General features: G+C 65.8%; 22 protein-coding genes, 2 tRNA genes and 1 riboswitch. Of the genes, 5 read left to right on the top strand and 19 right to left on the bottom strand.

Going from position 1 to position 25,648, the window contains the following annotated elements; genetic code table 11:
* Positions 1-62: 62 nt before the first annotated feature.
* From QNO10_RS04535 to QNO10_RS04490, 10 genes are all read right to left on the bottom strand, one after another.
* The gene (locus QNO10_RS04535) at positions 63-1,499 is read right to left on the bottom strand and encodes a sugar porter family MFS transporter (protein WP_229949959.1); all 1,437 of its coding nucleotides are present in this window, start codon (positions 1,497-1,499) and stop codon (positions 63-65) included.
* Between the two features lie 267 nt (positions 1,500-1,766).
* Positions 1,767-1,839: transfer RNA gene (locus QNO10_RS04530), tRNA-Asn, on the bottom strand.
* A gap of 135 nt (positions 1,840-1,974) precedes the next feature.
* Positions 1,975-2,047 (bottom strand) — tRNA-Asn (locus QNO10_RS04525).
* 73 nt (positions 2,048-2,120) lie between these two features.
* Complete coding sequence (dnaG, locus tag QNO10_RS04520; RefSeq protein WP_229949957.1) at positions 2,121-4,205, bottom strand: DNA primase; 2,085 nt, start codon at positions 4,203-4,205, stop codon at positions 2,121-2,123.
* Between the two features lie 112 nt (positions 4,206-4,317).
* Entirely contained in the window at positions 4,318-7,368 is a 3,051-nt protein-coding gene (locus tag QNO10_RS04515) for a thioester domain-containing protein (RefSeq protein ID WP_229949955.1), read from the bottom strand.
* 124 nt (positions 7,369-7,492) lie between these two features.
* Complete coding sequence (locus tag QNO10_RS04510) at positions 7,493-8,776, bottom strand: deoxyguanosinetriphosphate triphosphohydrolase (protein ID WP_229949953.1); 1,284 nt, start codon at positions 8,774-8,776, stop codon at positions 7,493-7,495.
* A gap of 8 nt (positions 8,777-8,784) precedes the next feature.
* Positions 8,785-9,957, bottom strand: coding sequence for a tRNA dihydrouridine synthase DusB (gene dusB / locus QNO10_RS04505; protein ID WP_229949951.1), 1,173 nt, complete (start codon positions 9,955-9,957; stop codon positions 8,785-8,787).
* A 115-nt stretch (positions 9,958-10,072) separates the two neighbouring features.
* On the bottom strand, positions 10,073-10,978 hold the full coding sequence (locus QNO10_RS04500; protein ID WP_229949948.1) for a GNAT family N-acetyltransferase: 906 nt from the start codon (positions 10,976-10,978) through the stop codon (positions 10,073-10,075).
* On the bottom strand, positions 10,978-12,366 hold the full coding sequence (locus QNO10_RS04495; RefSeq protein ID WP_229949946.1) for a glycine--tRNA ligase: 1,389 nt from the start codon (positions 12,364-12,366) through the stop codon (positions 10,978-10,980). Before QNO10_RS04495 ends, QNO10_RS04500 begins: the two co-directional genes overlap by 1 nt.
* Before the next feature lie 155 nt (positions 12,367-12,521).
* On the bottom strand, positions 12,522-13,550 hold the full coding sequence (locus tag QNO10_RS04490; RefSeq protein WP_229949944.1) for a DMT family transporter: 1,029 nt from the start codon (positions 13,548-13,550) through the stop codon (positions 12,522-12,524).
* An 89-nt stretch (positions 13,551-13,639) separates the two neighbouring features.
* Here QNO10_RS04490 and QNO10_RS04485 point away from each other — a divergent pair, with 89 nt between their 5' ends.
* On the top strand, positions 13,640-13,870 hold the full coding sequence (locus QNO10_RS04485) for an RNA-binding S4 domain-containing protein (protein ID WP_229949942.1): 231 nt from the start codon (positions 13,640-13,642) through the stop codon (positions 13,868-13,870).
* Here QNO10_RS04485 and QNO10_RS04480 read toward each other — a convergent pair.
* Positions 13,867-14,529, bottom strand: a complete 663-nt coding sequence (locus tag QNO10_RS04480) for an alpha/beta hydrolase (protein WP_229949940.1) — start codon at positions 14,527-14,529, stop codon at positions 13,867-13,869. The two genes, QNO10_RS04485 and QNO10_RS04480, sit on opposite strands and share 4 nt — an antisense overlap.
* Positions 14,530-14,613: 84 nt before the next feature.
* Here QNO10_RS04480 and QNO10_RS04475 point away from each other — a divergent pair, with 84 nt between their 5' ends.
* On the top strand, positions 14,614-15,465 hold the full coding sequence (locus QNO10_RS04475) for an SGNH/GDSL hydrolase family protein (protein ID WP_442860272.1): 852 nt from the start codon (positions 14,614-14,616) through the stop codon (positions 15,463-15,465).
* Here the strand turns inward: QNO10_RS04475 and QNO10_RS04470 are convergent.
* From QNO10_RS04470 to QNO10_RS04455, 4 genes are read right to left on the bottom strand one after another with little or no spacing between them, the layout of a single operon-like run.
* Positions 15,462-15,773, bottom strand: a complete 312-nt coding sequence (locus QNO10_RS04470; protein WP_229949938.1) for a hypothetical protein — start codon at positions 15,771-15,773, stop codon at positions 15,462-15,464. The two genes, QNO10_RS04475 and QNO10_RS04470, sit on opposite strands and share 4 nt — an antisense overlap.
* A 32-nt stretch (positions 15,774-15,805) precedes the next feature.
* Positions 15,806-16,246: an SRPBCC domain-containing protein gene (locus QNO10_RS04465; protein ID WP_229949936.1), complete on the bottom strand. Its 441-nt coding sequence runs from the start codon at positions 16,244-16,246 to the stop codon at positions 15,806-15,808.
* A gap of 60 nt (positions 16,247-16,306) precedes the next feature.
* The gene (gene metX / locus QNO10_RS04460) at positions 16,307-17,455 is read right to left on the bottom strand and encodes a homoserine O-acetyltransferase MetX (RefSeq protein WP_229949934.1); all 1,149 of its coding nucleotides are present in this window, start codon (positions 17,453-17,455) and stop codon (positions 16,307-16,309) included.
* 5 nt (positions 17,456-17,460) lie between these two features.
* A complete protein-coding gene (locus tag QNO10_RS04455; protein WP_229949931.1) occupies positions 17,461-18,777 on the bottom strand; it encodes a bifunctional o-acetylhomoserine/o-acetylserine sulfhydrylase in 1,317 nt (438 codons plus the stop codon).
* A gap of 77 nt (positions 18,778-18,854) precedes the next feature.
* Positions 18,855-18,971, bottom strand: a riboswitch (SAM riboswitch).
* 160 nt (positions 18,972-19,131) lie between these two features.
* Between QNO10_RS04455 and QNO10_RS04450 the strand changes: the two genes are divergently transcribed.
* Positions 19,132-19,782: a VOC family protein gene (locus tag QNO10_RS04450; RefSeq protein WP_229949929.1), complete on the top strand. Its 651-nt coding sequence runs from the start codon at positions 19,132-19,134 to the stop codon at positions 19,780-19,782.
* Between the two features lie 159 nt (positions 19,783-19,941).
* On the top strand, positions 19,942-20,919 hold the full coding sequence (locus QNO10_RS04445; protein ID WP_229949928.1) for a hypothetical protein: 978 nt from the start codon (positions 19,942-19,944) through the stop codon (positions 20,917-20,919).
* A 90-nt stretch (positions 20,920-21,009) separates the two neighbouring features.
* On the opposite strand, the gene QNO10_RS04440 is transcribed toward QNO10_RS04445, so the two are convergent.
* The 3 genes from QNO10_RS04440 to QNO10_RS04430 are packed head-to-tail and all read right to left on the bottom strand — an operon-like array spanning position 21,010 to position 24,035.
* Positions 21,010-22,812, bottom strand: a complete 1,803-nt coding sequence (locus QNO10_RS04440; protein WP_229949983.1) for a glycoside hydrolase family 2 protein — start codon at positions 22,810-22,812, stop codon at positions 21,010-21,012.
* 29 nt (positions 22,813-22,841) lie between these two features.
* On the bottom strand, positions 22,842-23,630 hold the full coding sequence (locus QNO10_RS04435; protein ID WP_229949926.1) for a CPBP family intramembrane glutamic endopeptidase: 789 nt from the start codon (positions 23,628-23,630) through the stop codon (positions 22,842-22,844).
* Between the two features lie 42 nt (positions 23,631-23,672).
* Positions 23,673-24,035 carry a dihydrofolate reductase family protein gene (locus QNO10_RS04430; protein WP_229949923.1) on the bottom strand — a complete coding sequence of 121 codons (363 nt, stop codon included), beginning with the start codon at positions 24,033-24,035 and terminating at the stop codon, positions 23,673-23,675.
* Between the two features lie 95 nt (positions 24,036-24,130).
* On the opposite strand from QNO10_RS04430, the gene QNO10_RS04425 reads away from it, so the two are divergent.
* Positions 24,131-24,430: an acylphosphatase gene (locus QNO10_RS04425; protein WP_229949921.1), complete on the top strand. Its 300-nt coding sequence runs from the start codon at positions 24,131-24,133 to the stop codon at positions 24,428-24,430.
* 231 nt (positions 24,431-24,661) lie between these two features.
* Here QNO10_RS04425 and QNO10_RS04420 read toward each other — a convergent pair whose 3' ends face one another.
* Complete coding sequence (locus tag QNO10_RS04420) at positions 24,662-25,549, bottom strand: hypothetical protein (RefSeq protein WP_229949919.1); 888 nt, start codon at positions 25,547-25,549, stop codon at positions 24,662-24,664.
* Positions 25,550-25,648 lie beyond the last annotated feature (99 nt).

Genomic DNA, 25,648 nt, shown 5'->3' with positions numbered 1-25,648 from the left:
CATAACCCCAAATTACCATTCTCCTCAGCGATAACTGCCAGCACATCAGCATCATGTGCAGGTCAGGACGTTTCGAGGCCCTCGCGGTCCTCGAGCTCGCGGCCGGACAGCTCTGGAAGTTTCGTCTTCACGAACCAGAAGGACAGCACTGCGAATGCGGTAAAGATGGCGTACATGATCCAGACCCCGAAGTTATCGCTGACCCACGGGAAGGCAAGGGTAACGATGAAATTGAAGATCCAGTTGACCATGGCGCCCAGGCCCAGGGCCAGCGACCGGATGTTGTTCGGGAAAACCTCGCCGAGCGTCACCCACATGACCGGACCCCAGGTGGCCGCAAAGAAGACCACAAAAAGGTTCGCTCCGACCAGGGCGACCGGCCCCCAGATGCCGGGGAGCGACACCTCACCGTCTACGTCCACAGCCTGGAAGAACGAAACCGTGGCTGCCAGCAGGCCCACGAACATGCCCGCCGAGCCGATCATCAGCAGCTTGCGCCGGCCGATGCGGTCCACGAAGGCAATCGCGACCAGGGTCATCAGCACGTTCACGATCGAGGTGATCACCGACGTCGTGAATGAATCGCTCTCGCTGAAGCCCACGGACCGCCACAGGGTGGTGGAGTAGTAGAAGATCGCATTGATGCCGACCAGCTGCTGGAACGCTGCAATGGCCATACCGACCCAGAGGATGGGCTGGAGTCCGAAGCGGGGGCCGCGCAGGTCGCGGAACGTCGGCTGGGGACTCTTGAAGCTCTCACGGATGTCGGCGATCTTGCGGTCCGTGTCCGTCACGCCGGAAATACTGGTGAGGACCTTGGCTGCTTCCGCGTCCCGGTTCTTCCGGACCAGGTACTGCGGGGATTCCGGAATGGTCAGTGCCAGGACACCGTAGACGATGGCGGGAAAGACGCCGACCAGCAGCATCCAGCGCCAGGCGGGCAGGCCCCACCAAAGTTCGCCGAGCGCACTGCCGGCGGTATTGGCCAGGAACGCGTCGGACAGCAGGGCAGCGAAGATGCCGAGGGTGATGGCCAGCTGCTGGACGGAGCCCAGGGCGCCGCGCCATTTCGCGGGCGCCACTTCCGCGATGTAGCCGGGGGCGATCACTGACGCGGTACCGATGGCGAGGCCGCCGATCAGCCGCCAGAGCATGAGGTCCCATTCGGAGAAGGCCAGGGCCGACCCCACGGAGTTGGCGGCAAACAGTATGGCGGCGCCGACCATAACCAATTTGCGGCCCAGCTTGTCCGCCAGCTGGCCGGCGAACCATGCGCCGGCAGCGCAGCCGAGCAGGGTGATGGCTACGGTAAAACCAAGGATGCCCGGGCTAAGGGTGAACTCCTCACCAATGGCATCCACGGCACCGTTAATGACGGCGGTATCGAAGCCGAACAGCAGACCACCCACCGCTGCGGCAACGGTGACACCGATCACCTTGCCGGGGTGGGCTATCCGTTCGGATCCGCCCTTGTTAGGTCCTGGCTGAGTCGCACCCATCGACCGTTCCTCGTTTTCTCTTCAACTTGCTGCGTACACGTGACTGGTGTCAAAACACTTAAGCCTACGCATAACCCTAAGCATGCTTGTGCATGCACGGTAGCCGAAGCGCTCTTCCGGCCGCCGATCAGGGCCGCTCCGTTGCCGGGTGCGGTACGCGGGTAACGCCAACGGGCACTCCCCCACGGGTCGCTCCGGGAGCGCCGTCCGCGGGCAAAGAAAAAGGGCCTGCGCCGGGGAAAACCCGGTCACAGACCCTTTGCGTTGCTCCCCCGACTGGACTCGAACCAGTAACCCTTCGATTAACAGTCGAATGCTCTGCCAATTGAGCTACGGGGGAAAGCGGCGTCCTCAACTATACAGGACGTTGCCGGTGCATCCGAACCGGAGGCGAGTCCCTGCCACCCGGACCTGTTCAGCAGGCACAAAAAAGACCCCTGACCTGCATGTCTGCAGGCCAGGGGTCTTATCGTTGCTCCCCCGACTGGACTCGAACCAGTAACCCTTCGATTAACAGTCGAATGCTCTGCCAATTGAGCTACGGGGGAAAGCGGCAGGTTTTACTTTACAGAGATTCCGCGCCGAAACGAAATCGGCGCCCGGCCGGAGGAACCCTGGCCGTTACTGGTCTCCGCGCAGTGCGCGGCGCTGCGTCTCGAGCTCCATAAGTTCCCGGTTGAGCTGGTGGAACAGTTCCGGATCGGCGTTGGGATCCAGGCGCTGCAGCTGGCCCAGCTTCTCCGCCTTGAGGTGCGTCACCTGCAGCTCAAAGAGCCGGTTCAGGATGTCACGGCAGTACAGCAGCAGCGCATCGGCGTCCCGTGCGGGCAGCGGTGTGACAGCCAATTCGCTGACGAAACCACGCAGTGCGTCCGGCAGCTCCTCGCGTACCCGCTCCACCCAGGCGGCAGGTGAGTCGCCGGCTTCCCCTGCCGCACGGACCGCGTCGTGGACGGCGACATAGGCGGGCACGGTAAACCGGGCTGCCTTGAAGCGTTCCCACTGCCCGGCGTCCAGCATGCCCGGCTGCTGCAGGGCGACTTCCAGCGCCTGGCGTTCCATCCTGGCGGCAGGATCATTCGGATCCGGACGGCCGAAAGCGGGCGCGGCCTCCGGTTCCTGCTGCTGGCCGTACTGCTGCTGTCCCCCGCGCTGGCCGTACTGCTGTCGGTCATCGCGCTGGCCGTACTGTGCCTGTCCCCCGCGCTGCTGGCCGTACTGCTGCTGGCCGCCGCGCTGCTGTCCCCCATACTGCTGCCCGGTCTGCTGCCCGGTCTGCTGCTGGCCGCGCTGAGAGAACTGCTGCGAGTTCTGCTGTCCGTCCTGGCGGCGTCCGGCCGGTATCTGCTGGCCGGAGCTGTCTCCGGTCTTACCGCGCTTCGCTGCGGCGTTGACCGCCCGGGTGACGTCGTCGACGTCGGTACCCAGCCAGCCGGCGAGCTCCCGCGCGTATGCCGGCCGCATGGCCGGATCACGGATGTCCGCGACCACCGGCGCCGCGGCACGCAGGGCCGAGATGCGGCCTTCCACCGTGTTGAGATCGAACTTGCGCAGCGTTGACCGGATGGCGAACTCGAACAAGGGGCGGCGGGAATGGATCAGCTCGGCTACCGCCGAGTCGCCGTGGGTCTGCCGGATGTCGCAGGGGTCCATACCGTTGGGGTCCACGGCCACGTAGGTCTGCGCAGTGAACCGCTGGTCCTCTTCGAAGGCACGCAGGGCGGCTTTCTGTCCGGCGGCGTCGCCGTCGAAGGTGAAGATGACCTCTCCCCCGGTGCCGTCGTCGGAAAGCAGCCGGCGGGCGATCTTGATGTGGTCGGTGCCGAACGCCGTGCCGCAGGTGGCGACGGCGGTGGTGATGCCGGCCAGGTGGCAGGCCATCACGTCGGTATAGCCCTCGACGACGACGATCTGCCGGGTCTTGGCAATGTCCCGCTTGGCGAGGTCGATCCCGTAGAGCACCTGGGACTTCTTGTAGAGCGGGGTTTCCGGGGTGTTGAGGTACTTCGGGCCCTGGTCGTCTTCGTAGAGCTTGCGCGCGCCGAAGCCGATCACGGCGCCGGTTAGGTCCCGGATCGGCCAGATCAGCCGGCCGCGGAACCGGTCATAGAACCGCGAGGCGTCCGAACCCGTGGAAAACATGCCCGTCTCAGCCAGCTCTTCGCGGGTGAAGCCCTTGGACGTGAGGTGCTTGAGCAGCGAATCCCAGCCCTGGGGTGCGTAGCCGACGCCGAAATGTTCGGCCGCTGACGGGTCGAAGCCGCGTTCCTGCAGGAAATTCCGGGCCGCTGCGGCGCCCTGCGTGCCCAGCTGGCTGCGGAAGAACTCCGCTGCCACCTTGTGTGCATCCAGCAGGCGCTGGCGCTTGCCCACGTCTTCACGGCGCGGACCCGTGCCGCCGTCTTCGTAGTGCAGTTCGTAGCCCAGCCGGGCGGCAAGTTTCTCCACCGTTTCGGAGAAGGTGCCGTGGTCCATCTTCTGCACGAAGGAGATGACGTCGCCGCTCTCCCCGCAGCCGAAGCAGTGGTAGGAGCCCACCTGCGGCCGGACATGGAACGACGGCGAGCGCTCATCGTGGAAGGGGCACAGCCCCTTGAAGGAGCCGATGCCCGCCGATTTCAAGGTCACATAACCGTCGATCACTGCCTTGATGTCAGTGCGCAGCCGCACTTCATCGATATCTTCACGCTTGATCAGTCCGGCCATAACAACCAGTCTATTCTTCCCCGCCAAACCGGCGCCCTCCCGGCACAGCAACGGGGGCGTCCCTGCCGTCCGAAGCCGGCCGGGAACGCCCCCGCTGTTGTGTCCTTATCCGTTACTCCTCTGCCTGCCGACGGCGGCTGAGGTAGATTCCCAGCCCCCCGCTCAGGAGCAGCCCGGCGGCCAGAGCCAGCGGACCTGCAACCGAGGTGGCACCGGTAGCCGGCAGGTCCGGACGGGCGGGCTGCAGCTCGGGACGAACAAATGCGGGCCGGGCAGCGAATTCGTAGCTGTTGGTGACCACGGCCGTCACAGTGTCGCTGGCCACTACCGTCACCGCTGCGGGCAACGTGGATTCCACCTCCACAGTTGAGGTTGCACCCGTGCTGGTCTCAGTGACGACGCATTCACTGCCGGCGGTGAGGCCCGCAAACTCGGTGGTCACCTCTCCTGTGGTGCCGGCAGGAATGGTTACCGTCTCGTCCAGGACGGACCCGTCCGTGCCGCACCGGACTTCCAGGACGACTTCACCTTGTTCGCCCGCAGCAGCCCCGGTGATGACTTTGGTGACCACTAGGACACCCGGAAGCAAGCTGTAGGTATTCGTCACCGTCGCGTCGACGGTATCGCCGGCGAGAATTTCGATGTCCGAGGGCAATTCGGTGCTCACGGTGACCGCGGCGGTGGCCCCAGTCACCGGTTCCGTAATGGCACAGGAGGCACCTGCCGGGATATTCGAGAACTGCGCCCCGACGTTTTCGGTGGTCCCGGCCGGCACCTGGGAAACCTCCTCGAACACTGTGGCCCCATCCAGGGTGCACAGGACATCGACCTCCACGGATTCCTGGTTCCCGGCCCCCGCACCGGCAATGACTTTGGTGACGTTCAAGGTGCCGGGGTTCACCACGTAAGTGTTGGTGATGGTAGCTTCCGCTGTTCCCCCGGCGGCTATGGTTACGTCTTCCGGCAGGTCCACGGTGACGCCCACCGCGGGAGTTTCACCCGTAACGGGTTCGGTGACCCCGCAGCTGGCACCTTCCGGAATTCCGCTGACTGTGCCGGGAACGGTTCCTCCGGCACCTGCTTCGATGGTGATGCCCTGCCGTATCACCTCTTGTCCGCCAGCGGTGCAGATGACCTCCACGGTGATGGGGCCCTGCTGCCGTGCTGCCGGTCCGGCAATCACCTTGTCGACGATCAGGGCGCCCGGGTTCACCGTGTAGGTGTCTGTATAGACCACTTCCACGCCGTCACCGGCAGGAATGGTCACGGCACCGCCGGCAGGAGTCACAGCCGTGGTCACGCTGACCTCGGTCGTGGCCCCGTTAGCGGTCTCCGTAACCGTGCAGGTGGTGCCGGAGGGAAGGCCCTCAAATTCCTCGGTGGTGGGTTCGATGGTTCCGGCCGGGATGGTGAAGGTTTGGTTCAGGCCGGAGGAGCAGGTCACCTGCAGCGTGACGGCGCCCTGCCGGCCCGCCCCGGTCCCGGCGATGTCCTTGCGGACGGCGAGGGTTCCGGTAGTGAAGGTGTAGTCATTCGCCAGTGCGGCGGTAACGCTGCCCGCGGCCGGAACCGTTACGGTCCCTTCCCCGGTCACAGTGACGGCCACAGCAGCGGTTGAACCGTCAACCGTTTCCGTCACGGTGCAGCTGGTGCCGGCGGCAAGGTCGGGGAACTCGGCCGCCTCCGGGGTAATGGTCCCCTCCGGAATGGTGACCGTGGTGTCCAGGACGGTGGCCCCGTCCAGGGTGCAGACGACAGAAATCGTCACCTCATCCTGGGCCCCGGCGGCCTCCCCGGTATTGGTTTTCGTGACCACCAGCGTTCCCGGCGTGAAGGTGTAGGTGTCGGTGACCGCCGCCGTCGCCGTCGTTCCGGACACGATGGTGACCGCGCCGGGCAGGATGGTGCTCACCTGGACGCTTTCGTTGGCTCCGGTGGTGGGTTCGGTAATGGTGCAGGTAGACCCCGCGGGAATGTCATTAAAGGTCTGCGACGGCGTTCCGGTGGTCTCCGCCTCGATGCTAAAGGTGAACTGGTTATCAGTGCCGCAGTCGATACTGATCACCACGGCACCCTGGCTGCCTGCTGCAGGGCCGACAATGGACTTGGTAACGGTCAGCGATCCCACTTCGGTGAACGCGGCGGCCGCCGTCGCGTTGGAGCTGAGCTCCCGGGTGACCGCCAGGATCAGCTTCTGCGCGTTCTCCACCCCCGCAGTCCCGGCGTCGTATAGATAGACGTTGCCCGTGGGTACGGTGACGGCCGCACGTGCCGAGATGTTTGCCGGGCCCGTGGCGCCGGTATCGCTTCGCACCCAGAACTGCGTTCCGCTGGGCACGGGACTATTGAGCGGCACAGTACCTTCGGCATCAGCGTAGAGGCTGAACCCTTCATCGATCGTCACCTCGATTTCATCCGCTTCCGACGTCACCGTGTGCGGCCCGGCAACACCGGTCACGGGGGCTCCCGTGGTGGGCGGTGTGATGGCAATGGCCGGAGGGTCGGGCTCCTCCAACGGCCCGGCGTCAATGGTGGCATTCACGATCGAAGCCACAATCGGGTAGAGAGAGCTTTGCCGGTTCACCACATATCCGTCCGTGAAAAACCAGATGGCAGCCTGCACGGCCGCGGCCCGCGTGTTGTTGTTCACGCCCGCCGGAAGATTCGTGCTCGGATAATAGTTGTTCAGGATCCGGTTGACGTATCCGATGTTGGGGACGTTGGACTCGTCCCAGCTGCCGTTTCCGTAGCCGATACCGACCCGTGTGGAGGTGCGGAGGTCGATGCAGTACATCTCGGCCGTGGTGGTGCCGCTGGCGTCCTGGGTATTGATGATGCCGGCAAAGCTTACGTTTTCCGTCTGGTACCCGGCCGGAACACCGTCGGGATACGCATCAATGGGCCAGGTTTGCCCCAGGGGCGGCAACCCTCCCTGCACCCTTGTCCCGGCGCCGAGCGACGTGATCACGATGTCCGTGTTCGTGTTGCTGCCAGGAGGCGCACCCAGAAGAGGCCCGGGATCCACGGCGGCCTGCGCGGGCAGCCCCAGCGGTAACATCGCCAGGCCCAGCAGGAAAACCAGGAGGCTCCGGGAGCGGAACCTTCGACTTCCGTCCCTGACGCGACGTGGTTGGCGGGAACGGGGTGTCTGCTGAGTGCTCATAGCGGTCCTCTGGTGCGCGTGTCCGGCCGACCGCCCGGCAATAGTGAATCACCGAACGCTGGACCACCCCGCGCCACAGGCTAACGGTCCAGCTGCCCCTCCACCAGAGAGCAGGCGGGGATTCCTACCAGAGCGCCGGGACCGGGCCTACGAGCCGCTCGTGCAGGGCGAGTGCCGAACCATCCGTCAGCGAAGCCACCTGGTCGACGACGACGCGCAGCCGGGCGCCGTCGTCGGCCGCGTCCCGCCAGTCCGCCGCGAACATGGGCTCCAAGTGGCGGTCGCCGGTGGCTTCCAGCTGGGCGACGAGGGCGGTGAGGATTTCGCGCTGGCGCTCGTACAGCGGCTGGCGCTGGTCGGTGGTCATAACGAACGTGGTCGCCAGCCCCTTCATCACCGCGATTTCCAGCTGGGTGCCCTCGGGGACCACCATTTCGGCGTTGTACCGGGTCAGCGGATCGGTGCCGTAAATGCCGCGGGTGGCCTCCAGTGCGCTGTTGCAGAACCGGCCGATCAGCTGGCTGGTCATGTCCTTGAGCGCGGCCATGGCCCGGCGGCTGCCGTCGGACTCGCGCACCCAGACATTGGTGGCTTCCAACCGTGCGAGGGCAGCCTCAATCGCGGCAGCCTCGACGCCGGGCAGGTACCACTGCTGGGTGTAGCCCACCACGCGGGCGCGCTGGTCGGGGTTGTCCAGCCATTTGAGCTGCACATGGCCGGCCACGATGGCGTCCTCGACGTCGTGCACGGAGTACGAGATGTCATCCGCGAGGTCCATCACCTGGGCCTCGAGGCAGGAGCGGCCGGCCGGAGCGCCGTCGCGCAGCCAGGTGAAAACGGGCAGGTCATCCTCGTAGACACCGAATTTCGTGGTGCGGTGGCCGTTCACCAGCGGGGCGTCCGCAATGGACCAGGGGTACTTGGTGGCGGCGTCCAGGCTGGCGCGGGTCAGGTTCAACCCTGCCGGGGTGCCGTCCGGAGCAATGATCTTCGGTTCCAGGCGGGTCAGCAGCCGCAGCGTCTGCGCGTTGCCCTCGAAGCCGCCGATCATATGCGCAATATCGTTCAGGGCGGTCTCGCCGTTGTGCCCGAAGGGCGGGTGCCCCAGGTCGTGGGAGAGGCAGGCGGCGTCGACGACGTCGGGGTCGCAGCCCAGTGCGTTGCCCAGTTCGCGGCCCACCTGCGCCACTTCGAGGCTGTGCGTCAGCCGGGTGCGGACAAAGTCGTCCGTGTCCGGGGCGACCACCTGGGTCTTGGCGCCGAGCCGGCGCAGCGCGGAGGAATGCAGCACCCGTGCCCGGTCGCGGCCGAACTGGGTGCGGTTGGTGTTCTTCGCCGGTTCCTGGACCCAACGGGCCAGGTCAACGTCGGTGTAGCCAGCGGTCTGGACTGCCTGCGGGAAGGTCATGGGGTGCTTTAGCCGCCTGATATGTCGAGTTCGGCTGCGGAAATGATGGATTTCTGGGCGGCGTTAAGTTCCCGCCCGTCCAGCCAGCCTTCCGGCAGCGCTGTCTTTTTGGGTGTTCCGGCCCGTCCGCGCGGCCCCTCGGCGTCTGTGCCGGGGTACGGTGCATCGGGGTCCAGCTGGTCCAGCAGTTCACGGAGCACCGCCAGGGACGGTACCGTCGCCAGTTTAGCGCGGAGGTCTCCCCCGACTACGTAGCCCTTGAAGTACCAGGCCATGTGCTTGCGGATGTCCCGCAGGGCAATGACTTCGTCGCCGAAGGTCTCCACCAGCAGTTCGGCGTGCCGGTACACACTGTCGGACACCTGTTTCAATCCCGGCCGGTGCCGTTCGGAGCGCCCCTCGAAGGCCGCTTCCAGGTCGCCGAACAGCCACGGGCGGCCCTGGCAGCCGCGTCCGATGACGACGCCGTCCACACCGGTTTCGCGCACCATGCGGATGGCGTCCTCGGCGGACCAGATGTCGCCGTTGCCCAGCACGTTCATGTCCGGCAGGGCTTCACGCAGCTCGGCAATGGCGGACCAGTCGGCCTTGCCGGAGTAGAACTGCGATGCCGTGCGGCCGTGCAGGGTCACCGCGGCCACGCCGGAATCACGGGCGATCCGGCCGGCGTCGAGGAAGGTCAGGTGGTCCTCGTCAATGCCCTTGCGCATCTTGATGGTCAGCGGCACGTTTCCCCGGGAAGCTTCCTTCACGGCGGTCTGCACAATCGCGGTGAACAGGTCCAGCTTCCAGGGCAGGGCGGAGCCGCCGCCCTTTCGGGTGACCTTGGGGACCGGGCAGCCGAAGTTCAGGTCAATGTGGTCGGCGCGGTCCTCCTCGACCAGGAGGCGGACGGCTGCACCGACAGTCTTGGGGTCCACGCCGTAGAGCTGGACCGACCGGACCTTTTCGTCGTCGTCGTGCTTGATGATCCGCATGGACTCGGGCGAGCGTTCCACCAGGGCGCGGGAGGTGACCATTTCAGTCACGTAGAGTCCACCGCCGTATTCGCGGCAGAGCCGGCGGAAGGCCTTGTTGGTGATGCCGGCCATGGGCGCCAGGATCACCGGGGTGTCCACGGTGATGGGGCCCAGCTGCAGCGGGGGAAGTTCAAGCTTGAGTTCCGGAGATAAAACAGTCACCTGACTATTCTCGCAAGCCGATGCAAATCCGGAATGCCGCGCCGCAGCTGATGTGCCCAACGCGCAGGAGGCGGCCCCGGCATTTTGCCGGGACCGCCTCCTGTGGTGCTGGGTGCTAGTCGCTGAGGATCAGCGTTTCGCTGCCGATCTGCCGGGCGACGCCGGCCTTGATCAGCGGTTCCAGTGCCCGCACCACGGCGGTCATGGATTCGTCCACTTCCAGCTGCACCGGGTACTGGTAGGCCAGCATGGCCACCAGGGACTCGACCGCGGCCTGTGCCTCGTCGAGGTCCAGGGTGGTGTCGTACCCGACCAGGACGTCGGCGGGCTCATCCGTGCGTTCCTGCGTGTAGCTCACGGCGAAGGCGGCGATCTTGCCGCCGTCCTTCTTCGGCTTGTCACGCAGCACCACGGCGCCGGAGGCACCGGTGGCATCGTTGAGCAGCATCTGCTGGGCGCGGCCGAGGTTCATGTCGGCGCGGTCCCAGCCGTGTACCGCGTTGTAGAACTGGACCACGGCCTGGGTGAGCTCCACCGAACCGGTGGCTGCCTCATCCAGCTGGGGTCCGTCATCGGTGAACACGGGCAGCTTCAGCCGGCCCGGCTCCACCAAAACCACGCAGGAACGCTGGATCAGAGTCAATCCGGCGGCCTCGGCGAACGCGGCGGCAGGGGTGCCCGGCTCCACCTTCGCGCGCAGCTTCCGCACGCCCGACGGCGCGGACTCGGCTTCCTTGCGCAGCATGTCGAGCAGGGTGCTGCCCAGTCCGGTGCGCCGGTTTTCCCGGGCAACCTCAACGTAGGCCCACAGCCGGTCCGGATGCAGGCTCGTTTCGTAGACGACGCCGGCGGCTACCGGGATACCGTCGTCTTCGGCCACGATGCAGCGGCTCCACGGCTCGTTGGACGAGGGCCGCAGCACGGCACGGAACTGCCCGGCCTGCGCGCTTTCCGGGTCGCCCCAGAGCTGGTTGAGTTTCAGGTCGTCATCTTCACGCCATTCGCGGAACGAGATAGCCATTACGCGCCGATCAGGCGTTCGGCGAGGTAACCCTCAACCTTGTCCAGGCTCACCCGCTCCTGCGCCATCGTGTCGCGTTCACGCACGGTGACTGCGTGGTCTTCGAGCGTGTCGAAGTCCACGGTGATGCAGAACGGGGTGCCGATCTCGTCCTGGCGGCGGTACCGGCGGCCGATGGCGCCGGCGTCGTCGAAGTCGATGTTCCAGTTCCGGCGCAGCTGTGCGGCGAGGTCCTTGGCCTTGGGCGAGAGGTCCTCGTTGCGGCTCAGCGGCAGCACGGCAGCCTTGACCGGGGCCAGGCGCGGATCCAGCTTCAGGACGGTGCGCTTGTCGACGCCGCCCTTCGCGTTGGGTGCCTCGTCCTCGGTGTAGGAATCCACCAGGAACGCCATGAAGGACCGGGTCAGGCCGGCGGCGGGCTCAATCACGTACGGGGTGAACCGCTCGTTGGTGGCCTGGTTGAAGTAGCTCAGGTCGGTGCCGGAGTGCTTGGAGTGCGTGCCGAGGTCGAAGTCGGTGCGGTTGGCGATGCCTTCGAGCTCGCCCCACTCGGAGCCCTGGAAACCGAAGCGGTATTCGACGTCGGTGGTGCCCTTGGAGTAGTGGCTCAGCTTTTCCTGCGGGTGTTCGAAGAGGCGCAGGTTGTCCGGGTTGATGCCCAGGCCGGTGTACCAGTTGAAGCGGTTTTCGATCCAGTACTTGTGCCATTCCTCGTCCGTGCCCGGCTCGACGAAGAACTCCATTTCCATCTGCTCGAACTCGCGGGTGCGGAAGATGAAGTTGCCCGGCGTAATTTCGTTGCGGAAGCTCTTGCCGATCTGGCCGATGCCGAACGGCGGCTTCTTGCGCGACGTGGTCAGCACGTTGTTGAAGTTCACGAAGATGCCCTGGGCCGTCTCCGGGCGCAGGTAGTGCATGCCTTCTTCATTGGCCACCGGGCCGAGGAAGGTCTTGAGCAGGCCGGAGAATTCCTGCGGCTCGGTCCACTGTCCCTTGGTGCCGCAGTTGGCGCAGGCAATGTCGGCCAGGCCGTTTTCGGGGGCGTGGCCCTTCTTTTCCTCGTAGGCCTCTTCGAGGTGGTCGGCACGGTAGCGCTTGTGGCAGCTGAGGCACTCGACCAGCGGATCGGAGAAGACCTCCACGTGTCCGGAGGCTTCCCAGACCGGGCGGGGAAGGATGACTGCGGAATCCAGCCCGACGACGTCGTCGCGCCCGCGGACCATGTGCTGCCACCACTGCTTCTTGATGTTTTCCTTGAATTCGACGCCCAGGGGGCCGTAATCCCATGCGGACCGGGACCCGCCGTAAATCTCACCCGACTGGAAGACAAACCCCCTGCGCTTGGCGAGGGAGATGATGGGATCCAGCTTGGATTTGGTCGAAGCCATGGAATGGTACCGCCGTTCTTTTCGTGTCTAGAGGGCCGCTGGGTGCGGTCCTCTTCTGGTCCCTTTGGCATCCGCGCCACCACCAAAAGGGTGCACGGAAGTTCGCCGCCGGGCAAAGCTACAACTACCAGCTTAAGGCGACAGCGCCCGCGGACCTACCGGGGCGGCTTGGGCGCGGCGTTCCGGTCCCGGGACGGCACGTTCCCGGCCCCTGTTGTCCCGGTACGACGACGGCGGAACGGCCCGCCGCCGGGCATGTTCCACGGCAGCGTGGCCAGCACGATGGCGAGGAGGGTCAGCAGGGTCCCGAGCACAGTGGCTGCCACCACCACGCTGCCCGGTGCGGGGAAGACAATATCCAGCAGGAGCGAGCCGATCAGCTGCCCGCCGATGAGGCCGAGGCTGGTGAGCAGCACACCCAGGCTGCGGACCAATAGGGCGCCGACGCCGATGAAGATGCAACCCAACGGCCCGCCCAGGTAGAGCCACCATTCCCCCGGGAGCGGATTGCCGGCTCCCGACACGGCGACCTTGATTCCCCACATCACGGCCAGCAGGACGGTGCCGGCGATGAAGTTCACGAGCGTGGCCGTGATGGGGGTGCCGTAATGCATGCCGGTAGTACCGTTCATGGCCTGCTGGAAGCTCATCAGCATGCCGGCCGTCAGGGGCAGCAGCACCGGCAGGAGCCATTCGGATGGCTCCGACCCGCCGCCCAGCTTCGGGCTGACTGCCCACGCCACCGCAGCGATGGTCAGCACCGCTCCGACCACGCGCATCACTGTCAGTGCCTTCTTGCCGGCCGGTCCGATGCCGAGCCGGTCAACCACCAGTCCGGTCAGGGTCTGTCCGGCGACGGCAGCCACGGTGAACACCGCAACACCCAGCACGGCGACGGTGAGGGTCTGCGACAGGACGAAGTATCCGCCGATCATGCCGGCCAGGACGTAGTACCGGGGGAACCGGCGTTCCCGCAGCGAGGGAATCAGCTGTCCGGCTCCGGCGCGGCCGCGGGGCAGGGCCAGGCTGATGATGACCATAACCACCAGTCCGACCACAAAGCTGACCAGCGCGGCGGCCAGGCCGTCGTCGAGCCGCTCCCCCAGGGCGCCGTTGACGCGGGCCTGGGACGGAATGGCAACTCCGGCCAGTAGGGACAGGGGCAGACCGATCAGCGGGGACATCCGCACAGCATGAGGCACCCGACCACCCTACCGCTCACGCCGGCCGTCTTCGGGAAGGCCGGGGCGGCAAAATCGGGCAGAATGGAGGCATGAGTTCCCCCAATCCCCAAGACCTGCCCATTCGTGACGAAATGATCCGCCTGGGCCAGCTGCTCAAGCTTGCCAATCTGGCCGAAGACGGCATCGAGGCCAAACAGCTGATCGAAGACGGCATGGTGAAGGTGAACGGCGACATCGAAGAGCGCCGCGGCCGCCAGCTGCATGCCGGTGATGTGGTGTCCGTCAACGGTGAGACGCTGCGGATTACCCGCGAGGGCTAACCCACCCGGTTGCCGGCGCGCAGCACCGTGTGCACCAGGAACTCCTTCACATGGCCCAGTTCCTGCATGTTGATGCCGTGGCCCATGTTCGAGTAGAGGATCTTGGTCAGCGCGGTGTGGGCATTGAGCCACGCGTGCGTGTATTCGATCCGCGGTGCGTCGATGACCGGGTCTGCCTGGTCGCGGCCCCAGAAGAACGGCACGCCGCCAGGCTGCAGGTCGTCGTCGTGGAAGAACGGATTGTCCTGCGATGGGACAACAAACCCGGAAAGCCCGACGACGGCGGCGAAGTCCCGGGGGCGGTGGCGCAGCAGCGTGGTGGCCACCGCCATCCCCATGGAGAAGCCCAGCAGGGTGACGCTGGTGTGGCCGTCCTTAACCGTGTCCAGCCACGCCGCGACATCCGCCACGGACTCCACCACCGCGTCGACTGAGTAGTCGGCCTCGCTCATCAGCGGGAACCAGGTGTACCCGGGGCCCTGTGCCTGCGGCGCCCGGACGGAGGCGATGGTGAACTCCGCCGGCAGATAATCGGCCAGCCCCATCAGGTCCTCTTCGTTGGCCAGGTAGCCATGGAACAGCACCAGCAGCGGGGTACCTGCCCGTTCGGCTTCGGGTTTTGACCAGAGGACAACAGGATTCCACGCGGATTTCGTCATGCTTTTATTCTGGCATGCCGGTATTTACAACCTGTTTAAAACCTACGGTCGCGTAGCCGAAGGGCCGTTTGTCAGTATTGAGCGGTGAGTACTCCGCCTGCTGCCGCCCTTTCCACCGAAACCCAGCCGGAACAGCCTCCCCTGCACCTCTGGACGCGGTTCGTGGCGATGGGTGATTCCTTTACCGAAGGGATCGGGGATCCCAACCCGGACAGCCCGGGCGGGAACCGCGGCTGGGCGGACCGCGTCGCAGAGGAACTCGCCTCCGAACACCCGGATTTCGCCTACGCCAACCTCGCTGTCCGGGGCAGGCTGCTGGACCAGATTATTGATGAGCAGCTGGAACCGGCCCTTGCCCTTCAGCCCGATCTGGTCACCATCTGCGCCGGCGGCAATGACGTGATCCGCCCCGGTGGAGATCCGGACCGGCTCGCCGAACGTATGGACGGTGCGGTTGCCCGGCTCCGGGCCTCCGGTGCAGGGGTGGTGCTGTTCACCGGTCCGGATCTGGGCAACACTCCCGTATTGGGTTCCGTCCGCGGGCGGGCTGCCATTTACAACGAAAACCTCCGGACCGTCGCCAAGCGGCATAAGGCCATCGTCGCCGACATGTGGGCGCTGCGTGAACTGGGCGATCCGCAGATGTGGGCACCGGACCGGCTGCACTTCTCACCGCTGGGACACCACACCATCGCTGCCATGGTGCTGGATACCCTGCATGTACCGCACTCCCTGCAGCCCCTGGAGACCAAGCCGCTGCCGGCCAAGAACTGGCGCACGGCCCGCTCCGAGGACCTGGTCTGGGCCCGGGAATTCCTCTTCCCCTGGGTCGTCCGCCGGGTGCGCCACCAGTCCTCCGGCGACGGGATTTCCGCGAAGCGTCCCGAGGCCGGACCGATGTTCGGGCAGGGCATGCCGCAGGGGTCTGCGGACTAGGAACCAGTCTGCTCCGCGGTTCGGACCGGACGCCTGCCGATCCGGAGTCCTGCCCAGAAAGCCGCCACCACCAGCCCGAGAACGGCCAGGAGGTACCCGAGCCGCATGGTTCCCGTAACCAGCATCGGGTTTCCCGGCCCTTGGCTGCCGTCCTGCAGCGGACTGTACGCAAACCAGCCAAAGGAGTCAGGCCGGGGAGCAGTTACGGCCAACACGACGCCGGCAACAACCAGTGCCCCGGCAGTCACGGGCACGGCGGCCCCAACAAGAAGCCTTTTCCACCAGCGGGAGCCTCGTTCCTCCATCATGCCGCCACGCTAGCGCACTCCGCCGTGCTTCGTCAGGAACCGCCCGAATGCTGTGCCTGGTCGGTTTTTTCGGCCTGCTCAATGAGGTTCGCCAGGTGGAAGGCCCACCCTTCCCGGTGAGCTGCGGACAGTTCGGCGCCCACTCCGGCGTCGAGCCCCGCAAAGCCGCTCTCGGTCACCGCTACCCCCGTGGCATCGACCTCATCGGTCAGTTCGAAACTGACTACCGTGTGAGCACCCCATTCGGGTGCGGTCCAGCGGAAGGAAAGCAGCCGACCCGGGGCGACGGCCAGTACCGTACCGGTGGCCGTGTGCTCCACGCCGTCCTCACTCCACCGTTCCTTCAGGGGCGCACCCGGGTGCGGAGCGAAGTCCATGTCCGGCCACCAGGCCGCCCGGTTATCGACGAGCACGTGCCAGAGAACCTCCGGGGTGCACTGCGCCCGGCCGGAAAGAGAGATCCGATCTGCCATGGGGAATGTTCTCCCATGATTTGCTGCGGCGGGCAAGAGGAAGTCCCTGTTGTCATCCGCCTACCCGAACACCTCCCGCTTCAGGGCACCGGAAATCTCCTGGACGCTCGTCAGGAAACCGTCGTGCCCGATGGGTGCCCGGATGAGGTGGACGGAGGTCCCCCGGGGAAGGGCTGCGGCCAGGTCCGCCGACTGCTGGGGAAAGTACAACCGGTCCGATTCCACCGCCGCAATAAAGAAAGCCGCGGTTGTGCCTGCGAGCGCGGCGCGGAGGGATCCCCTGCCCCGGGCGACGTCGTGGCTGACCAGGGCCTCGGTGAGCACCAGATAGCTGTTCGCGTCGAACCGGCCGGCCAGCTTCCGGGCCTGGTGGTCCAGGTAGCTCTCCACGGAATACCGCCCCCTCCCCGCTGGGAATACCGCTCCGAACGGGTCCTCGGCCCCCTGCGGGGAACGGCCGAACCGGTATTCCAGCTCCGGTTCGGACCGGTAGGTGATGTGCGCGATCCGCCGGGCCAGCCCGAGTCCGGCCAGCGGCGGGGAACCGTTGTAGTAGTCGCCCCCGTTGAAATCGGGATCGAGGCGGATCGCGGTCAGCTGCGCCTGGGCGAAGGCGATCTGCTCTGCCGTGCTGGCCGCCGTCGCCGCGATCACCCCGCAGTGCAGCACCCGGTTCGGCTCGGTCACCGCCCATTCCAGGGCACGCGCTCCCCCGAGGGAACCACCCAGCACCGCATGCCAGCGGGCAATGCCGAGCCGGTCCGCCAGCCGCGCCTCCGCCCGGACCGAGTCGCGGATGGTGACGAACGGAAACCTCGACCCCCAGGGCAGTCCGTCCGGGTCCGGTGATGCCGGACCGGTGGATCCGTAGCACCCCCCGAGCATGTTGACCGAGACCACGAAGTACCGGTTGGTGTCCACGGTCCGCCCCGGGCCCACGAGCTCCTCCCACCAGCCCGGCTCGCCGCTGCTCCCCCGCGCCACATGGCTGCTTCCTGTCAGGGCATGCGGAACCAGGACCGCATTGCCCGCCTCCGGGTTCAGCTGGCCCCACGTCTCGTAGGCGAGGACGACGTCGGGCAGGTACCCACCGGTTTCCAGGTCCAGTCCCCCTATGGAGGCATACTGCAGCACCCCGTCCTTAGCGGTGGGGTGCTGCAGCGGTGGCACCTGCAGGGACTTGCCCTGGGGTGCCGGGTGCCGGGTCATGGAGCCTACGCTCCCTTGGCAGCCCGGAACCCGGCGTCGAGGTCCGCGAGGATGTCGTCGATATGTTCGATGCCCACGGAGAGGCGGACCAGCCCCGGACTGACACCGGCCGCCAGCTGCGCTTCAGCTCCGAGCTGGCTGTGCGTGGTGGATGCCGGGTGGATCACCAGGGAGCGCACGTCCCCCACATTGGCCACGTGCGAGTGCAGTTCCAGTCCGTCGACGAAGCGTTTGCCGGCGTCTATGCCGCCCTCGATTTCGAAGGAGACAATGGCGCCGGTGCCGCGCGGACCGTAGGTGCGGCCACGGTCAAACCACGGACTGGACTCCAGGCCCGCGTACGCCACGGACACGACGTCGTCGTGCTGTTCCAGCCAGTTCGCGACGGCGACGGCGTTGGATACGTGCCGTTCGATCCGCAGGCTCAGGGTTTCCAGGCCCTGGGCAATCAGGAAGGCGTTGAAGGGCGACACCGCGGATCCGAGGTCGCGCAGCAGCTGGACGCGTGCCTTGAGGATGAACGCGAGGTTCGCCCCCAGCGCTCCGTTGACGCCCAGGTCCCGGGCGTAGACGAGCCCGTTGTAGCTTTCATCGGGCGTGTTGAAGCCGGGGAACTTCTCCGGATCGGCAGCGAAATCGAAGTTGCCCGAATCCACGATCACGCCGGCAATGGCGGTTCCGTGTCCGCCGAGGTACTTGGTGGCCGAGTGGACCACAATGTCGGCGCCCCACTCGATCGGGCGGATCAGGTACGGCGTCGACAGCGTGTTGTCCACAATCAGCGGAATGCCCGCGTCATGGGCCACGGCGCTGATGCCTTCCAGGTCCAGGACATCCTGCCGGGGGTTGGAAACCACCTCGCCGAAGAACGCCTTGGTGTTGGGCCGGACGGCGTCGCGCCATTGGTCCAGGTTGTCCGGGTCCTGCACGAAGGTGGTTTCAATACCGAACCGCTTCAGGGTGTGCTTCAGCAGGTTGTAGGTGCCGCCGTAGAGGCTGGGGCTGGCGACCACATGGTCGCCGGCCTGCGCCACGTTCAGCAGCGCGAAGGTTTCCGCCGCCTGTCCGGAAGCCAGCAGCAGGGCGCCGACGCCGCCCTCCAGCGACGCGATCCGGTTTTCCACCGCTTCCTGGGTGGGGTTGCCGATCCGGGTGTAAATGGGTTCCAGTTCGGCCAGCGCAAACCGGTTGGCTGCGGCTTCGGCACTGGGGAAAACGAAGGACGTTGTCTGGTAGATGGGCAGGGCACGTGCGCCGGTGACGGCGTCGGGCTCCTGGCCTACGTGGATCTGGCGGGTTTCAAATGACCAATCTGCACTCATGATGCTCCCTCAAACCAGGGGCCGCACAACGCCGCCGGGGTGCATCCGGGTACGCCGGATATCCGGTGGGGTCGTGGGACCCGCGCTTGCCGGACGCCCGTTTGGCGTACGGCCAGGTCTTCACCCGGGGCACCCCACCGCGGTTGGAGGGTTGCCGGCCAGCAAGCCGGGGCTATCTGCTGGCACTCATGACCTGCACCAATGGAAACCGAAACATCGGCGTTCTGCAAGCTCTGTGACGGACCATGAAAAAACCTGCCGCTACGGTGGCGGTTTGGTGCCGGAGAGGGAAAAAATCCGCACTTAGGCATCCCTTGGTCGAGACGGGTATCACAACGTGCCACAATGGGCCGCATGCGCTTGGACCATGTTTCTTATGCCTGTGAATCCGACGGTCTTCTGGCCACCACAGAGAGGATTGCCGCTGCTCTCGGTGCCGACTTCGTGAAGGGTGGCGTCCACCCCCGGTTCGGTACCCGCAATATGATCCTGCCCCTGGCCAACAACCAGTACGTCGAGGTGGTGGAGGTACTGAACCACCCGGCGTCGGACAAGGCGCCCTTCGGGCAGGCCGTGCGCCAGCGTTCCGAATGCGGCGGCGGCTGGATGGGCTGGTGTGTTGCCGTGGACGATCTCTCCCCCTTCGAGGAACGCCTGGGCCGGTCCTCCGTGCCGGGCAACCGCAAATTCCCCGACGGCCAGGAGCTCACCTGGCGGCAGATCGGCATCAACGGTCTCATCGCCGACCCGCAGGTGCCCTACCTGCTGCGCTGGGATGACAACACCGAGGAACTGCACCCCTCCAACGCGATCCCCGGCATGCCCGGCTCGGTGAAGCTGAAGTCGCTGACCATCGCCGGATCCGCTGCCCGCGTCACCGACTGGCTCGGCCATCCGGTGGAGAAGCCGCTGGAGAACGTGGACGTCACCTGGATTGCCCCTGCCGGCACGCCGGGCATCATGTCGGTCACCTTCGACACCGCGAACGGTCCCGTCGAGATCTAGTTCTGGGTTCTGCTGCCGGTTTGCTGTTCTGCTGCCGTTTTGCTCTTCTGCTGCCGGTTTAAACCGGCAGCAGAAATCGAAACCGGTCGATTCCTGGCGAAATGGTCAGTTTTCCACAATCGCCGGTGCCACTCTCTGCCCCCAGCACGGCGTGCCGGTATGCCTGAACACATGGATCCGGAGTTCCTTTTCGCTGCCGACGACGCACTCAGCGGTGCCCGCAGGTCCACGCTCGCTCGCCGCTGCGGCAACGGTGAAGTGGTCCGGGTGCGGCCAGGTGTCTACGTAGCCGCCGCCGCATGGGACCAGCTTCCACGTTGGGAACGCGACCGGTTGCGGATCAAAGCTGCCATTGAGAAAGGCCATGGGCAGAGGGTTCTGGTGCAGGAGTCCGCGGCCGTGATCTGGGGTATCCCCGTCATTGGTGCCACTCCGGATATCATGCTGTTGGCCTCCCGCACCTCCCACGGCCGGCGCCGCGGTGACCTCCGCTGGACCGAGCGCAGGCTTCTGGCGCCTGTGGTGCAGCGAGACGGAGTACAGCTTACGTCCCGTATTCAGACGGTCCTCGATATGGCCGCCTATCTTCCTTTCCAGCGGGCGGTTCCCGCCATGGACCATGTCCTGCGGCCCGATCCCGTCCGCATGCTGGCACCTCTCAGGAAGAGTGACCTGCTCAATACCGCCGCCTTACTTCCGGACCAGGCCAAACGCAGCCGGGCCCGCCAGGTAATCGACTTTGCCGATGGCCGGTCGGAATCGCCAGGTGAGTCCTACTCGCGTGCAGTTCTCTACCGGCAGGGATTCCCCGTGCCGGAACTGCAGCAGGAGTTCTTTTCGGCCGGTGGGAAGTTCTTAGGCCGGACAGACTTTTATTGGTCCGAACAGAGACTCGTCGGGGAGTTCGACGGTGCCGTCAAATACGGCCGGGGTGCTCTGGCGTCCGCCGAGGTAACGGCACTGCGACCGTCGTGGGAAACACTTACTCAGGAGAAACGGCGTGAAGACGCAATCAGGGCTATGGGCGTAAGGTTCGCCCGCTGGTCGTGGGAAGACATCACCCGTAGTCCGCAGGATCCAGACGGCATGGTCCAACTGCTTGTGCGGGCCGGGCTCCCTAGGGTTCGCCGGCGCTAATCCTGCTGCCGCTTCCCGTTTCTGCTGCCCCTTTCGTGTTCTGCTGCCGCTTTGGAACGGCAGCAGATGTTCAAAATGGCAGCAAAACCCTCAGCGCCCCGCAGCCCGGATAAGCCGGGCATTGATCCGGCGCACCAGCGCCGCATCAATCTTCACCACCCGGCGGTCATAGGTGAGCAGGCCGTTCACCTCGTCCTCGACGTCGGTGAGCTGGGTGTAGACCGTTGCAGCCAGTCCGCCAGCAACGGCCGGTTCGATCTGACGCCGGTGCAGCCGCTCGTAGGCCCGGGCCAGGGCGCCCCGGGACCGGAAGCGCCGGTAGCCGAACTCCTTGTCGTTGAAGGTGTGGCCGGGGATGCGCAGGCTGTATCCGCCGTATTCGGACAGGACGACGGCGCGGTCCCCGGCGAGCCAGCCCTTCCGCAGCCGGAACGGCGCAAAATACACGTGCACGCTCTTGAGGTCTCCCCCGCCCTGGTCATGCCAGCCGCTGGCATGGTCGATGGTCCGCGTCGGGTCCAGGCCGCGCAGCAGGTCGGTGACGGCATTGGCGTCGAATTGACCCCATCCCTCGTTGAACGGCACCCACACGGCGATCGACGGACTGTTGCCCAGCGTCTCCACCGTGCCGCGCAGGTCGGCCAGGAACTGTTCCCGGCCCTGCACGTCGGACCGCCCGAAAGTTGGATAGTCATCATCGCGCAGGTGCGCTGCCTCCTGGGCGGGAGGAGTGACCACGGAGTGCCGGTAGGTGCTGCCGCCGTTGACCAGGTCCTGCCAGACCAGGATGCCCAGCCGGTCCGCGTGGTAGTACCAGCGCAGGGGTTCGATCTTGATGTGCTTGCGCAGCATCGTGAACCCCAGGTCCTTCGCGGCACGGATATCCGAGGCAAGGGCATCGTCCGACGGCGCCGTGTAGAGCCCGTCCGGCCAGTACCCCTGATCCAGCAAACCTACGTGGAAATACGGCTGCCCGTTCAGCAGCAAACGCAGGTGCCCGGCGCCGTCGCGCCCCATCCCCACCGTCCGCAGGCCTGTGTAGCTGCGGACCCGGTCGGCCTCGATCCCGTCGGCGAGCAGGCGCACAGTGATGTCGTAGAGGAACGGATCCTCCGGGGACCAGAGGTGCGGGTCGGGCACAGGAAGACGCACCGGGACACCGGGAACGACGACGGCGTCCGCCACCGTTTGCCCGTGCGCGGATACGGTGACTTCCGCCCGCAGGCCAGTGCTGTCCGGGGCTGGGCGGACGTCATCCACCAGGACCGTGGCGGTCACGGAGCCCAGATCCGGCACAAGCGCCAGACGTGTGATGCTTACCCGGGGTACGGCTTCCAGCCAGACCGTCTGCCAGATCCCGGACTGCGCGGTGTACCAAATGCCGCCGCGGTCCAGCGTCTGCTTGCCCCGGCTGGCGGATCCGGTGTTGCTCAGGTCCCGCACCCGGACCACGATTTCGTGCTCGGCCCCGGGGGAACCGGGACCGGCGGCCAGTGCGTCGGTGATGTCGAGGGAGAACGGCAGGTAGCCGCCGTCGTGCCTGCCCACCGGGACGCCGTTGACGGTGACCCAGCAGCTGGAGTCCACGGCTCCGAAGTGCAGCAGGACCCGTTCGCCTGCAAAGCCCTCCGGCAAGGTCAGGGTCCGCCGGTACCAGAGCAGCTGCTGCGGCTGCAGGTGCCGGCGAACTCCGGACAGCGGGGCCTCGGGTGAGAACGGCACCAGGATCTCGCCGTCCCACTCGCCGTCGTCCGGTGCCTGCGCCTGTCCGGCGGAAGTGAACGCGTACTGCCAGTAGCCGTTGAGGTTCAGGTAACTGTCCCGGGCGAGTTGCGGCCGGGGGTATTCGGGCAGGACGGATTCGGGGTTCAATGCTTCGCCCCACGGGGTCATCAGTGTCACCGGACCAGCCTATGTGACGTTCAGTCGCCGATCCCGATAGCCGATCCGAACAGGGCAAACCCGACAAACCCGGCAATGTCCACCAGCGCGTGCGCAATCACCAGCGGCATCACGCGGCGGGTCTTGTAGTAGGCGTACCCGAAGAGCAGACCCATCAGGAAGTTGCCGATGCCCGGACCGATCCCCTGGTACAGGTGGTAGCTGGCCCGGATCAGGGCGCTGGTGAGGATAACCGCCGGCGCCCCCCAGCCCAGCTGCCGCAGCCGCAGGAACAGGTACCCCACCACAATCACTTCCTCCAGCACGGCATGCCGCATGGCGGAGAGGATCAGCACGGGCAGCGTCCACCAGTAGGTGTCCAGCGCCGCCGGGATGATGGCGGTGGTGATTCCCAGCGCCCGGCCGGCCGCATACACCCCGAGGGTTCCGACGCCGATCACGGCAGCCAGCCCGACGCCCAGCCCGAAGTCGCGGAGCGGCCGGGCGAACGTAAAGCCGAGACGGCGGAATGCGGATTTTCCGGGTTCGGTCAGCAGGAACAGGACCAGCGCCACCGGCAGCAGCGAAAAGAATATGCCCAGCAACTGGTACACCAGGTCGAAGTAGGGCCGCTCGTCGAGGACCGGATTCAGTGTGGTGGTCTGGTCGCCCAGCGGTGCCTGGGTGGCCTTCTCGATGAGCTCGACGACGGCGTAAACCCCGGACCTGCCGAGCGAAAGTCCCAGCACAATCAGGATTTCGAAGACCAGCATCCGCCGTGCATGCGGATCCAGGGATCCGGCGGGGGCGGAGGGGAAGGCAGCACGCATGGACACCATTGTGCCGGATGCCACCCGGCCGGCACGGCAGGGTCACCGGGGTTCGTAACGGACCTGGACCATACCGTTCTCCTCGAAGCGCCGTTCGCGGACCAGCCGGGTCCGTTCCGTCCAGACATTTTCCAAGGTCCTCCTAAAGACCACTTTCCGCGACCGTTTCCAGAATTCAGCGAAATCCGCCGATACCGGTGACTCCTCCGCCGCGGAGGGACCGGTCTCCCAGATGGCCATCGTTTCGTACATGCGCCGTCCGTACAGATGTGTGGTCACATTGGCCATGTCTTCGGTGATGGCCGCAACCGCTGCTTCCCCGGGAAAGGCCCAGAAATAGTCTCCCCGGGCGTCTGAGTTGTAGCCGTCCAAGGTGGAGGAGAGCGAATAAATGAGTTTTCCCATCCCACAACCCAACCCGGACGCATTGCGGAGAACATGGGTGCGGAGATTCCCGGTTTACCAGCTGCCCATGTGTTTCTCCGCGCTAGGCTATGCGGATGAACGAGGAAGAGCATCCGGAAGGAACCGCCCGCCGACTGACTGCCCGGGTCACCGGAGAGGTCCAGGGTGTGGGGTTCCGGTACCGCACGCTTCGCCAGGCGGTACAGCTGGGCCTGACCGGCGTCGTCTCCAATGCAGCCGACGGGTCGGTCCATGTGGTGGCCGAGGGCAGGGGGCCGGCGCTCGACGGACTGCTGGAATTTCTGCGCGGACCGAAGGCACCGGGAGTCGTGGCCAACGTCGAGGAATCCTTTTCCCCGGCTGCCGGGGAATTTGAGGATTTCCGCGCCGAATGACTGTGCCTGGCTGGGTTGCCCCAAACCGGGTCTGGGCCCCATCAGCCGGTTAAAAGGGAAAACGCCGGCAGACTTGGGTTGGTTGGGGGAAACAACCTAGTCTGCCGGCGTCCGGACCGGTCACTACTCGGTCCATTCATCACTCGCACCCTTATGAGGTACTAACGACAATAAACGTCTCGTCTGGGTGGGCGCTGAAGGCAACCTGATAGCTACCTGAGTATTTCGCCTTCAGGCGGCCACGAGCTGATGCGGACCTGCAGGTCCCAAGCCTGCGGGGCCGCCGGGAAAGCGGCAGGACGGAGCTCCGGCCAGCCGCGGCAGCAGGTCCTGCTGGGCGGTGCGGATGCCGGCTACTGTCATGGACAACCGGCCTGCCCCGGAAGGCCCCTTCGTCCCACTGGCTGTCCCGTTCTTTGAGCCCTTGCCCGCGGATGAGCCTTTGCCCGCCGAACCGGGCTTCTTGCCACCGGTACCCTTTTTCGGCGCCGTGCCGGCCTGGCCACCCGTGCCGCGCGATCCCGCGTTGTTGGCGGGGCGGGACTTACCCGCCTGGGTTTTCTTCGGCTGGGAAGGCTGCTTCGGTGCGGCTTTCTTCTTGGTGGCCGATTTGTTCACGGCAGACTTGTTCACAACTGACTTGCTCGTTGCCGGTTTCCCGCCGGCCACCATCGCCGCGGCGGCGGCTGCGGCCTTGTCCGCGGCAGCCGCGGAGGTCATGACGGCGGTTCGTGCCGCCAGGGCGGCAGCGACGTCCACGGCGTCCACGGATTGGGGCATCCGCACGGATACGGCGGGCCGGCCATGGGGAGCTGCCGGGCGCAGGGCCGCCATGATCTCTTCGGTTGCCGACCTGGTCGTGTCAACGAACACAGCGGCGGCATTGTCTTCGGGAACAGCTTCCGCGCGCTGGACGGCGGCACGGGTGAGGACCCGGTAAAGAGCCGAAATGACGACCAACAGGGCCGCGCCTGTGCCGTAAAGAAGAATCAGCGAAAATGCGAGGGACGTGGTCCCTCCCGAAAAGAACCCGATGCCGATAACAGCGAAAACCAGCCACAGGGTACTAAGAATTGTCAGGATCGAACGTACCCGGATATAAAGCGGACGCTGCTGCACGCCAACAACTTTCGGCGGCAAGAAATCTGGCACTGAGACTAACCTTTCGGGCACTGACTTTTTTGCGAGGCATTGAAGCATTCGCGGACGGGCTTGGTA

Origin of the sequence: Arthrobacter sp. zg-Y919, from assembly GCF_030142045.1 — a bacterium.
Lineage (GTDB): Bacteria > Actinomycetota > Actinomycetes > Actinomycetales > Micrococcaceae > Arthrobacter_B.
Note: the sequence above shows the minus strand (reverse complement) of the source record. Positions and strands in the feature narration are given on the sequence as shown.